Origin of the sequence: Curtobacterium sp. A7_M15 (assembly GCF_030705415.1) — a bacterium.
In the GTDB taxonomy this organism is placed as follows: domain Bacteria; phylum Actinomycetota; class Actinomycetes; order Actinomycetales; family Microbacteriaceae; genus Curtobacterium.
In genome coordinates, this window is record NZ_JAUZED010000112.1 from 1 (window position 1) to 11521 (window position 11521).

The window sequence follows — 11521 nt, forward strand, 5'->3', positions numbered from 1 at the left end:
TGTCGGCCCAGGAGGCGCGACCCGCCTCGTCGACGCGGCCCGCGTCCTACTCGGGTTCGCTCGTCTTCTCGCCGACCACCTGCTCGTCGGACGCCTTGGCACCCTCGGCACCGCTGGACCGGCCACCACCGACCACCACGTCGTCCTCGTCGAACCCGAACGCGATGTCCGGCGCCTCGAGGCGGACGCGGTCCGCCGACGCGTCGTCGGGCTGCAGCTGCGACTCGCGTTCGGCGGCGACCCGCTTGAGGTAGTTCGAGACCTCGTTCTCGGTGGTCTCCTGGTCCCAGCCGAGCACGTCCGCCATCAGCTTCGCCGCGACGGGGGCCGCCGACTCGCCGCGGTCCCACGCCTCGATCGAGATACGGGTTCGGCGGGCGAGGACGTCCTCGAGGTGCAGGGCGCCCTCGTGCGACGCCGCGTACACGACCTCGGCGCCGATGTAGTCGTCGGCACCGGGGAGCGGCTCGGCGAGGGACGGGTCCTGCTTCACGAGCCGGAGCACCTCGGTCGCGAGCGTGCCGTAGCGGTTGAGCAGGTGCTCGATGCGGACCTTGTGCACGCCGAAGCTCCGCGCGGTGCGACCACGGCGGTTCCACGCGGCGGGGTAGCCCTCGGCGCCGAGCAGCGGGATGTCCTCGGTCGTCGATGCGGGGATCTTGCCGTCCATCGCCGCGACGGCCTCGTCGATGGCGTCCTTGCCCATCACGCGGTACGTCGTCCACTTGCCACCCGCCACGACCACGAGCCCGGGGACGGTGTGCGCGACGACGTGCTCGCGGCTGAGCTTCGACGTCTGGTCGGACTCCCCCGCGAGCAGCGGCCGGAGTCCGGCGTACACGCCCTCGACGTCCTCGCGGGTGAGCGGGACCGCCAGCACCTTGTTGACGTGCTCGAGGATGTAGTCGATGTCCGCCGCGGTCGCCGCCGGGTGCGCCTTGTCGAGGTACCAGTCGGTGTCCGTCGTGCCGACGAGCCAGTGCCGACCCCACGGGATCACGAACAGCACGCTCTTCTCGGTGCGGAGGATCATGCCGGTGTTCGACTGGAACCGGTCGCGCGGGATCACCAGGTGTACGCCCTTCGACGCCCGCACCTTGAACTGCCCGCGGGTGCCGACCATCGCCTGGGTGTCGTCGGTCCAGACACCCGTCGCGTTCACGACCTGCTTCGCCCGGATGTCGAACCGCTCGCCGGTCTGGATGTCGTGCGCGTGCGCCCCGACGACCCGCTCCCCCACCTTGATGAAGCCCTCGATCCGGACGCGGCTCGCGGCGTGGGCGCCGTAGGACGCCGCGGTGCGCACGAGCGAGGCGACGTAGCGGGCGTCGTCGACCTGGGCGTCGTAGTAGGTCATGCCGCCGACGAAGGCGTCCTTGCGGAGGCCGGGCATGTTCTTGAGCACCTGTCCCCGGCTGAGGTGCCGGTGGTGCGGGACACCCGGCGGACGACCGCCGGACCAGCTGAAGACGTCGTACATCGCCATCCCGATGCCGATGTAGAACCGCTCCCACACGCGGTGGTTGAGGGGGTAGAGGAAGCGCACGGGCTTCACCAGGTGCGGGGCGATGCGCTGCAGCAGCAGGCCGCGTTCGATCAGGGCTTCGCGGACCAGCGCGAAGTTGAGCTGCTCGAGGTAGCGGATGCCGCCGTGCACGAGCTTCGACGAGCGGCTCGACGTCCCCGAGCCCCAGTCGCGGGCCTCGACGATGCCGACGCTCAGGCCACGGGTGACCGCGTCGAGCGCGCTGCCGGCGCCGACGATGCCGCCGCCGACGACGAGGACGTCGAGCTCCTTGGTCTTCAGCGTCTCGATGGCGGCGGCGCGTTCGTCGGGGCCGAGCTTCGCCGACGGGTCGAACCCCACCCCCGGTGCGGCGGTCTCGGCCCGGGCGGGCCGGGTCGCGCTGGACGTGCTCGTGCTGGTCTTCGCCATCGTCGCCTCCGTGTCACGGTGACGCCGGGGCGTCACCCGCGCCGGAGTGCGGGTGCCACCGTCAGTTCCGGTGGTACGGCGCCACGACCACTTCTACTCGCTGGAACTCCTTGACGTCGGAGTATCCGGTCGTGGCCATCGATCGACGCAGGGCGCCGACGATGTTCGCGCGGCCGTCCCAGGTCGGGGTCGGGCCGTTCAGGACGTTCTCGAGCGGGGCGATCGTGCCGACCTCGACCCGGCGGCCGCGGGGCAGCTCGGGGTGGTGCGCCTCGGCGCCCCAGTGGAAGCCGCCGCCGGGAGCCTCGGCCGCGCGGGCCAGCGCCGTGCCGAGCATGACGGCGTCCGCGCCCATGGCGATCGCCTTGACGACGTCACCGGCGGTGTCGAGCCCACCGTCGGCGATGACGTGCACGTACCGGCCGCCGGACTCGTCCATGTAGTCACGGCGGGCACCGGCGATGTCCGCCACCGCGGTCGCCATCGGTGCGTGGATGCCGAGCGCGGCGCGGGTGGTCGACGCCGCTCCGCCGCCGAAACCGACGAGCACGCCGGCCGCGCCGGTGCGCATGAGGTGCAGGGCCGCCGTGTACGTCGACGCGCCGCCCACGATGACCGGGACGTCGAGCTCGTAGATGAACTTCTTGAGGTTGAGGGGCTCGGTGTTCTGCGAGACGTGCTCTGCCGAGACCGTCGTGCCGCGGATGACGAACAGGTCGACACCGGCGTCGACGACCGTCTGCGAGAACTCCTGCGTGCGCTGGGGGCTCAACGACCCGGCGACCGGGACGCCCGCGGCGCGGATCTCGGCGAGACGTGCGGTGATCAGCTCGGCCTTGACCGGCTCGGAGTAGATCTCCTGCATGCGCTTCGTGACGTTGCCGTCGGTGAGCGCCTTGATCTCGTCGTAGTAGGGCGTCGGGTCCTCGTAGCGGGTCCAGAGCCCCTCGAGGTCGAGGACGCCGAGCATGCCGAGCCGCCCCATCTGGATGACCGTCGCGGGCGAAGCGACGGAGTCCATCGGTGCCGACAGGATCGGCGACTCGAACGTGAACGCGTCGATCGACCACTGCACGCTGACGTCCTGCGGGTCACGCGTCCGGCGGGAGGGGACCACCGCGATGTCGTCGAACGCGTACGCCCGACGTCCGCGCTTGCCAGCACCGATCTCGACTTCACTCACCCGGCAAGCCTAGCGGTCGTGTCCCCCGGGTGACACGGGCCCGGCGGGCAGCGCGCGCGGCGGACGTCAGCGAATCCGGCGTGCGCGGCGCTTCCGGAGCGTCCGCAGCACGAGCCCGAGCAGCAGCGCGAGCACCACCAGCACGCCGACCAGCGCGGCGGCGACCTTCACGAGCAACGCCGCCCCGACGAAGAGCACGGCGAACACCAGCCACACGAGGGCGTCGAGCACGAGGGGGCCGGGAGTCCGCACGCGACCGACGATAGCGACCACGCGGGGCCGAGATGCTCCTCCTGGCCGGGGACGCGCCGTCAGGGCGAGGTGAGCCACGCACCGTTCCGCGTGAGGAGCGGGGCCGTGCGGCGCTGAGCGTCCACGCACGACCCCACTCGGTGCGGGTACCGCCCCCACAGCGGCACCCACGGTCGACACCGCCCGCTCAGCGTGCGGAGTCGACGTCCTTGGCGAGCGTCCCCAGGTACAGCTCGATCACCTTCGGGTCGTCGGCGAGCTCCTTCCCGGTGCCCGAGTACGCGTTCCTCCCCTGGTCGAGCACGTACCCACGATCGCAGATCTGCAGACAGCGTCGCGCGTTCTGCTCCACCATGACGATCGACACACCGGCCTTGTTGATCCGGCGTGTGCGGATGAACGTCTCGTCCTGGCGAACGGGCGACAACCCCGCGGAGGGTTCGTCGAGCAGCAGCACCTTCGGGTCCATCATCAGCGCCCGGGCCATCGCGACGGACTGGCGCTCACCGCCCGAGAGCGAACCGGCTCGCTGTCCACGGCGCTGCCCGAGCACCGGGAACAGGTCGTAGATGACCTCGAGTCGCTCGGCGAACTTCCGCGGCCGCAGGTACAGGCCCATCTGCAGGTTCTCCTCGATCGAGAGCGAGGGGAAGACGTTGTTCGTCTGCGGCACGAAGCCGACGCCGGCCTGCACGAGCTTGTTCGCCTTGAGGTTGGTGATGTCCTCGCCCTGCAGGGTGACGGAGCCCTCGCGGATGGACACGAGACCGAACAGCGCCTTGAGGAGCGTCGACTTGCCGGCGCCGTTCGGGCCGATGATGCCGATCAGCTCGCCCGGGTAGCAGTCGAGGTCGCAGCCGTTCAGGATGTTCACCCCCGGCAGGTAGCCGGCGACGAGGTTCTTCGCGCTGAGCACCGGCTCGCGTTCCAGCGTGGCCGCGTTCGACGGACTGGAGGCGCTGCTCGCGTTCGTGGACTCGCTTGCGTCGGTCATCGGGTCGCCTCCTGCTCGTCTTCTTCCGCTACTTCCTCGGCGAGTTCCTCGTAGGTCTCCTCGGTGAGGAGCGAGTCGTCACCGAGGTCGGTGTCGTGGTGCGCACCGAGGTACGCGTCGATGACCGCACGGTCGTCCATCACGGTGTCGGCCGGCCCCTCGGCGACGACCTTCCCCTCGGCCATCACGACGACCCAGTCCGAGATGTGCCGGACCATGTGCATGTCGTGCTCGACGAAGAGCACGGTCATGCCGTCGTCGCGCAGGGACTGGATGTGCCCGAGCAGCGACTGGGTCAGCGCCGGGTTCACACCGGCCATCGGCTCGTCGAGCATGATCATCGTCGGGTCGGACATGAGCGCCCGGGCCATCTCGAGGAGCTTGCGCTGCCCGCCGGACAGCGAGCCGGCGTAGTCGTCCGCCTTCGTGTCGAGCTTGAAGCGGGCGAGGAGGTCCTCGGCCTTCGCCGTGATCTCCCGCTCGCGCTTCCGCCAGAGCGCGGGGACGAGGCCGACGAAGAAGTTCTCGCCGGGCTGGTCGCGGGCACCGAGGAGCATGTTCTGCATCACGGTGAGCCGACTGAGCGCCTTCGTGAGCTGGAACGTGCGGACCATGCCCTTGTTCGCGATGTGGGTGGCGCTGGTCTTCTGCAGCGTGTTCCCGTCGAACCGGGTCGTCGCGCCGGGGCTCGGCTTGTCGAACCCGGTGAGCAGGTTGAAGAACGTCGTCTTGCCGGCGCCGTTCGGGCCGATCAGGGCGGTGATGGAGCCACGCTGGACCTCGAGGTGGTCGACGTCGACCGCGGTCATGCCGCCGAAGTGGCGGGTGACGTCGTCGACGACCAGGATCGGGTCGTTCTTGGGGTGGGCGTACGACTCAGACACTGAACGTCAACTCCTTCTTGTTGCCCAGGAGGCCCTGTGGACGGAACACGATGAGGAGCATGAGCGCGACGCCGACGAGCACGTAGGAGAACTGCTCGGCCTGCTGCGCGTTCATGATCGAGTTCGGGATGAAGTCGCCCGCGAGGGTGCGGATCGCGAGTCGGACGACGAAGAACAGCACGGAGCCGAGCACCGGTCCGAACACGGTCGCTGCACCGCCGAGGATCAGGGCCGTCCAGATGAAGAACGTCATCGAGCGGCCCATCGCGTCCGGTTGGACCGAACTCGGCAGGACGTAGATGATGCCGGCCAGGGCCCCGAGCGCGCCGCCGAACACGAGCGCCTGCATCTTGTACGAGTAGACGTTCTTGCCGAGGGAGCGGACGGCGTCCTCGTCCTCGCGGATGGCCTTCACGACGCGGCCCCAGGGGCTGCGCATGAGCAGGAACAGCACGAGCGTGAACAGGGCGACGAGCCCCCACGCCGCGATCCGGATCCACCAGCCGTTGACGCCGTTGTTCGAGTACGTGAACCACAGGATCGTGGTGGTGCCGTCGGGGAGCGGGCTCAGCGCGTTGAACGGGTCGCGGTAGCTCGACCCGGTGATGCCGTTCGAGCCGCCGGTCGTCGAGGTGAGCAGGCTCGAACGCCCCACCATGCGGATGATCTCGGCGCCGGAGATCGTCACGATCGCCAGGTAGTCGCCGCGGAGCCGCAGGGTCGGGATGCCGAGGATGATCGCGAAGACGATCGCGACGAGCAGGGCGACGAGGACCGCCATCACGAACGGCAGCCCGTTGGTGATCGAGATCGCGAAGCCGTAGGCGCCGAGCAGCAGGAACGCCGCCTGGCCCATGTTGACCAGGCCGGTGAGTCCGAAGTGGACGTTCAGGCCGATCGCGGCGAGCGCGAAGGCCGCCGTGGTCGGGGCGAGTGCCTCCTGGCTGAGCGAGGAGAGCAGGTTGAGGATGTAGTCCATGGCGGCGCTCCTTAGCCGATCCGCTCGGCGCGGCCGAAGATGCCCTGCGGGCGGAACAGCAGGATGAGGATGAGGATCACGAGGGCGGTGGCGTACTTGAAGTCACCGGGCAGCACGAGGTTCGTGAGCTCCACGACGACGCCGATGATCATCGAGCCGACGAGTGCGCCGTAGGCGGTCCCGAGGCCACCGAGCGTGACCGAGGCGAACATGAGCAGCAGCAGCTGCAGGCCGGTCTGCCAGTTCACGCCGTTGAGCACGAGACCGAGCATCACGCCCGAGAGGCCCGCCAGGCCGGCGGCGAGCGTCCAGACGAACCGGATCACCCGATCGACGTCGATGCCGGACGCGCTGGCGAGCGCCGGGTTGTCGGACACCGCGCGGGTCGCACGGCCGAAGCGCGTCTTCGCGAGGAACAGGCCGGTCGCGACGAGGACGACGAGCGCGATGCCCATCGCCACGTACGACTGCACGGTGAGGGTGACCCCGGCGAACCGGATCGTCTCGGGGTTGCCCTGCTGGATGCGCACGGTCGAGGCGCCGAAGAAGTACTGGAACGCGTACTGCGCGGCGATCGACAAGCCGATGGTCACGATCATGAGCTGCGTGAGGCTGATGCGCTTGCGCCGGAGCGGCCGCCAGATGCCGGCGTCCTGCAGGTAGCCGGTCGCCGCGCAGAGCAGCGTGACCACCACCCCCGTCAGCCAGATGTTCCACCCGAGCTGGTTCGCGAAGAGGTAGGCGAGCAGCCCGCCGAGGGTGACCTGCTCACCGTGCGAGAAGCTCGACAGGCCGGTGGTGCCGTAGATGAGCGAGAGACCCACCGACGCCAGCGCGATGAGGAGCCCGAGCCGGATGCCGGACGCGAACTGCTGCCAGGCGCGCTGCGGCGTGACGCTCGTGGCGTCGTCGTTCGTGACGACGCCCTGCTGGTCGGACAGCTGGAAGATCTGTCCGACGTTCGCGTTGAGGCTCGCGGACACGGTGCGCTTCGCGTCCCCCGCGTTCGTCAGGTACTGGCCCTTCGGCAGGGTGCCCTGGTCGACGCTCACGGTGTAGCTGCCCGCCTCGGTCACGCTCACCGACCAGCGACCGGTGTCGGACGTCGTCGCCGTCTGCGCGAAGCCGCCCGGCCCGGCGACGTCGACGTCGACGCCCTGGACCGGTTCGCGGTCCGAGTCGGTGATGGTGCCCTGGATGCAGCCGTTGGTCGGGCTGACCGTGCACGGCAGTGTGCTCGCGGGCGCGGTGCTCGCCGACGCCGACGCGCTCGGTGTCGAGGTGGCACCGATCGCCGGCAGCGTCACCGCCCAGTCGATCAGGAAGGTCGCCATGAACGCGAGCGCGAGGACGGCCATGATGACCGGTCGCTTTCGTCCAGGGCGGAGGCGGAACCTGCGCAGCAGCGCAGGTCCCGGCGGAGTGATGGATCCCACGGAAGAGCCTCTCGTTCGGATGACGAGGACGCTAGGGGGATTGTGTGACACCCGTGTTTCCATCACGTTCCCTGTGTGATTCGTGCCGCAACTGTGACGTTGTGGAGGAAGGACGGACGGAGGGTCCGGGGCGGGGCCGAGCCGCGCCTCCCGGCTGCTCGCGGCTGTCCACAGGCCGGAATGCGGAGGAGGGCGCGCGCGTTACCATGGTCTATCCGGAACCCGTCGCAGCGTTCCCGGTGTCTCGACCACTTCACCTCGCCCACGAAGGGGACCCATGGACCAGCCGGATCCGTTCGGATTCATCGGACTCACGTACGACGACGTCATGCTCCTGCCGGGGTACACCGACGTCATCCCGAGCGAGGCGTCGACCGCGTCCCGGCTCACCAAGCGCATCACGGTCAACGTCCCGCTGCTCTCCGCGGCGATGGACACCGTGACCGAGGCCCGCATGGCGATCGCCATGGCCCGACAGGGCGGCATCGGCATCCTGCACCGCAACATGTCGATCGCCGACCAGGCGGCCGCGGTCGACAAGGTGAAGCGCAGCGAGTCGGGCATGATCACCAACCCGGTGACCACCAGCCCCGACGCCACCGTGGCCGAGGTCGACGCGCTCTGCGGACAGTTCCGCGTCTCCGGTCTGCCGGTGGTCGAGGGTGACGGCACCCTCGTCGGCATCATCACCAACCGCGACATGCGCTTCGTGGCGCCGTTCGAGCAGCAGACCACGCTCGTGCGCGACGTCATGACGAAGGCGCCGCTCGTCACGGCCCCCGTCGGCATCGACCCCGACGACGCCATCGCGATCTTCGCCGAGCACAAGATCGAGAAGCTTCCCCTCGTCGACGAGGACGGCAAGCTCCGCGGCCTCATCACCGTCAAGGACTTCGACAAGAGCGAGAAGTACCCGGACGCCACGAAGGACGAGGCCGGCCGCCTGCGCGTCGGCGCCGCGATCGGCTTCTTCGGCGACGCCTGGGAGCGCGCGGTCGCTCTCCGCGACGCCGGCGTGGACGTCCTCGTCGTCGACACCGCCAACGGCCACAGCGCCGGCGTGCTCGACATGGTCCGCCGCCTCAAGGCCGACCCGGAGTTCGCCGGGGTGGACGTCATCGGCGGTCAGGCCGCCACGCGTGAGGGCGCCCAGGCCCTCATCGACGCGGGTGTGGACGCCGTCAAGGTCGGCGTCGGACCGGGCTCGATCTGCACCACCCGCGTCGTCGCCGGCGTCGGCGTCCCGCAGGTGACCGCCGTGTACGAGGCGTCCCTCGCCGCCCGCGAAGCCGGCGTGCCGGTCATCGCCGACGGTGGCCTGCAGTACTCGGGCGACATCGCGAAGGCCCTCGTCGCCGGTGCCGACACCGTCATGCTCGGGTCGCTCCTCGCCGGCACCGACGAGTCGCCCGGCGACCTCGTCTTCGTCAACGGGAAGCAGTTCAAGGCCTACCGCGGGATGGGCTCCCTCGGCGCCCTGCAGACCCGTGGCAAGAAGACCTCGTACTCGAAGGACCGCTACTTCCAGGCCGACGTCCCCTCGGACGACAAGCTCGTGCCGGAGGGCATCGAGGGTCAGGTCCCGTACCGCGGCTCGGTGGCGAACGTCGTCTACCAGCTCGTCGGCGGCCTGCGGCAGTCGATGTTCTACGTCGGTGGCCGGACCGTCCCGGAGCTCAAGGCCCGCGGCAAGTTCGTCCGGATCACCCCGGCCGGGCTCAAGGAGTCCCACCCGCACGACGTGCAGATGGTCGTCGAGGCGCCGAACTACAGCCGCTGATCCGATCCACCCGAACGCCCTCGCTCCCGCACGGAGCGAGGGCGTTCGTCGTCGGGCAGCAGTAGGGTCGCCGCATGGTCAGCGCCGTGTCCCACACCTCGATCGACTGCCGAGACGCCTACACGCTCTCCGAGTGGTGGAAGCAGGTCCTCGGGTACGTCGACGTCGCCGACGACCCGAACGAGCCCGGGCACGAGGAGTGCATGATCGTCGCTCCCGACGGGTCGCACCACGTGCTCTTCATCGAGGTGCCGGAAGCGAAGGCCGTGAAGAACCGCATCCACTTCGACCTGCGTCCCACCGACCGGACCCGCGACGAAGAAGTCGTCCGGCTCCGCGGCATCGGCGCGCTCGAGCTGGCCGACCGGCGCACGGCGACCGGCGGGTGGGTGACGTTCGCCGACCCGGAGGGGAACGAGTTCTGCGTTCTCCGGTCCCAGGCGGAGCTCGACGCCTGAGCCGCGACCCTCCGCCCTCTTCGCGTCACGGGTGGGTAACGAAACACTTTGCGTACCGCCCCGTCACGCGGCTGAAACACCGTGACCCTACGTTCTCTCACATCCCCAGCGGGACCTGAGGTTCCGCGCAGAGAAAGGGCTCCACGGATGATCAGAACCACCCGTGCCACCACGGCACTGGCAGTGGCAGGAGCGGCGGCGCTCCTCCTCGCCGCCTGTTCCACCACCAGCGGCGGCACCTCGCCGTCCTCCTCGGCGTCGGGAGGCGCGAAGAAGGACCCCGCCGCGAGCTGCAAGGCCCCCGACACCCCCGGTACCGACGCGCTGAAGATCGGCACGATCCTGCCGCTCACCGGCTCGCTCGCGTACCTCAACCCGCCCGCGGAGTCCGGTGTGGGTCTCGCCGTGCAGGACATCAACGCCGCGGGTGGTGTGCTCGACAAGGACGTCACCATCGACCCCGCCACCGACTCCGGTGACAGCAACGACATGACGGTGTCGAGCTCGGCCGCGACGAAGCTCGTGAACGCCAAGGTCCCGGTCGCGATCGGCGCCGAGTCCTCGAGTGTCACGCTCAACGTCATCGACCAGCTCACGAGCAACTGCATCGTGGAGATCTCCCCGGCGAACACCGCCTCGGACCTGTCCGGCTACTCGTCGTACTACTACCGGACCGCTCCGCCGGACTCGGTGCAGGGTTCGGCGCTCGGCCAGCTCGTCACGGGTGACGGCAACGCAAAGGTCGCGTTCCTCGTCTTCAACGACACCTACGGCACGGGGCTCCGCAACACCGTACAGAAGGCGATCGAGGACTCCGGCGGCTCCGTCGTCTACGGCGGCAAGGGCAAGGGCCAGGAGTTCCCGCCCGGCCAGACGACCTTCTCCTCCGAGGTGACCGCGGCACTCGCCACGAAGCCGGACGCCATCGTCGTCCTGGCCTTCGACGAGACGAAGTCGATCATCCCGGAGCTGAAGTCGCAGGACGCGAAGATGTCGAGCATCTACATGTCCGACGGCAACACCGCCGACTACTCGAAGGACTTCGACAAGGGCACGCTGACCGGCGCGCAGGGCACGATCCCCGGCGCCTCGCCGAAGGACGAGTTCAAGGCACAGCTCTCCGACTTCTACAAGAAGTCATCGGGCAAGGACCTCGCCGACTACTCGTACGCGGCAGAGTCCTACGACGCCACGATGCTCGCCGCCCTCGCTGCGGTGAAGGGCAAGGGCACCGACTCCGGCACGATCCAGGCCAACATGGCCGCGGTGTCCGGCGCCGACGGCGGCACCGAGTGCTCGACGTTCAAGGACTGCGTCGCCCTGCTCGACAAGGGTGAGGACATCCACTACACGGGTCCGTCGGGCATCGGTCCGTTCGACGACAACAACGACCCGTCGAGCGCCTACATCGGCATCTACAAGTTCGACGGCGACAACAAGCCCGTCTACCAGAGCGCCATCCAGGGCTCGGTCAAGAAGTAACCGGCAGCACCCGATCGACAGCGCCTCGCGGCCCAGCCGCGGGGCGCTGTCGCGTCTCCGGCCGTCGCGTGGCGCGTGGGCGCGGCGCAGCCCTGGAGGCGCGGCTGGCGACCGTCAGGCCGGCTCGGCCGCGGTGG

General features: G+C 69.5%; 10 protein-coding genes. 3 read left to right on the forward strand and 7 right to left on the reverse strand.

The features are described 5' to 3' along the window. Window positions 1-46 precede the first annotated feature (46 nt). From Q7F20_RS15580 to Q7F20_RS15610, 7 genes are all read right to left on the reverse strand, one after another. Window positions 47-1936 carry a glycerol-3-phosphate dehydrogenase/oxidase gene (locus tag Q7F20_RS15580; RefSeq protein ID WP_305740982.1) on the reverse strand — a complete coding sequence of 630 codons (1890 nt, stop codon included), beginning with the start codon at window positions 1934-1936 and terminating at the stop codon, window positions 47-49. Window positions 1937-1997: 61 nt separating this feature from the next. Continuing rightward, window positions 1998-3119: a GuaB3 family IMP dehydrogenase-related protein gene (locus Q7F20_RS15585; RefSeq protein WP_305740983.1), complete on the reverse strand. Its 1122-nt coding sequence runs from the start codon at window positions 3117-3119 to the stop codon at window positions 1998-2000. Window positions 3120-3185: 66 nt separating this feature from the next. Next, window positions 3186-3371: a hypothetical protein gene (locus tag Q7F20_RS15590; protein ID WP_305740984.1), complete on the reverse strand. Its 186-nt coding sequence runs from the start codon at window positions 3369-3371 to the stop codon at window positions 3186-3188. 187 nt (window positions 3372-3558) lie between these two features. Beyond that, window positions 3559-4365 carry an ABC transporter ATP-binding protein gene (locus tag Q7F20_RS15595; protein ID WP_305740985.1) on the reverse strand — a complete coding sequence of 269 codons (807 nt, stop codon included), beginning with the start codon at window positions 4363-4365 and terminating at the stop codon, window positions 3559-3561. Then, the gene (locus tag Q7F20_RS15600; RefSeq protein WP_305740986.1) at window positions 4362-5249 is read right to left on the reverse strand and encodes an ABC transporter ATP-binding protein; all 888 of its coding nucleotides are present in this window, start codon (window positions 5247-5249) and stop codon (window positions 4362-4364) included. Before Q7F20_RS15600 ends, Q7F20_RS15595 begins: the two co-directional genes overlap by 4 nt. Next, on the reverse strand, window positions 5242-6228 hold the full coding sequence (locus Q7F20_RS15605; protein ID WP_305740987.1) for a branched-chain amino acid ABC transporter permease: 987 nt from the start codon (window positions 6226-6228) through the stop codon (window positions 5242-5244). Before Q7F20_RS15605 ends, Q7F20_RS15600 begins: the two co-directional genes overlap by 8 nt. Window positions 6229-6239: 11 nt before the next feature. Next, window positions 6240-7586, reverse strand: a complete 1347-nt coding sequence (locus Q7F20_RS15610; protein WP_305740988.1) for a branched-chain amino acid ABC transporter permease — start codon at window positions 7584-7586, stop codon at window positions 6240-6242. A gap of 355 nt (window positions 7587-7941) precedes the next feature. Here Q7F20_RS15610 and guaB point away from each other — a divergent pair, with 355 nt between their 5' ends. The 3 genes from guaB (at window position 7942) to Q7F20_RS15625 (ending at window position 11384) form a co-directional block, all read left to right on the forward strand. Beyond that, a complete protein-coding gene (gene guaB / locus Q7F20_RS15615; RefSeq protein ID WP_305740989.1) occupies window positions 7942-9444 on the forward strand; it encodes an IMP dehydrogenase in 1503 nt (500 codons plus the stop codon). Window positions 9445-9518: 74 nt separating this feature from the next. Further along, on the forward strand, window positions 9519-9902 hold the full coding sequence (locus Q7F20_RS15620; protein WP_305740990.1) for a VOC family protein: 384 nt from the start codon (window positions 9519-9521) through the stop codon (window positions 9900-9902). Window positions 9903-10049: 147 nt separating this feature from the next. Continuing rightward, window positions 10050-11384: an ABC transporter substrate-binding protein gene (locus tag Q7F20_RS15625; protein ID WP_305740991.1), complete on the forward strand. Its 1335-nt coding sequence runs from the start codon at window positions 10050-10052 to the stop codon at window positions 11382-11384. Window positions 11385-11521 lie beyond the last annotated feature (137 nt).

Coding starts and splice junctions, on each gene's coding strand:
- Q7F20_RS15580 (WP_305740982.1), bottom strand. CDS start 1,936: ATGGCGAAGACCAGCACGAGCACGTCCAGCGCGACCCGGCCCGCCCGG.
- Q7F20_RS15595 (WP_305740985.1), bottom strand. CDS start 4,365: ATGACCGACGCAAGCGAGTCCACGAACGCGAGCAGCGCCTCCAGTCCG.
- Q7F20_RS15605 (WP_305740987.1), bottom strand. CDS start 6,228: ATGGACTACATCCTCAACCTGCTCTCCTCGCTCAGCCAGGAGGCACTC.
- Q7F20_RS15610 (WP_305740988.1), bottom strand. CDS start 7,586: ATGGCCGTCCTCGCGCTCGCGTTCATGGCGACCTTCCTGATCGACTGG.
- guaB (WP_305740989.1), top strand. CDS start 7,942: ATGGACCAGCCGGATCCGTTCGGATTCATCGGACTCACGTACGACGAC.
- Q7F20_RS15620 (WP_305740990.1), top strand. CDS start 9,519: ATGGTCAGCGCCGTGTCCCACACCTCGATCGACTGCCGAGACGCCTAC.
- Q7F20_RS15625 (WP_305740991.1), top strand. CDS start 10,050: ATGATCAGAACCACCCGTGCCACCACGGCACTGGCAGTGGCAGGAGCG.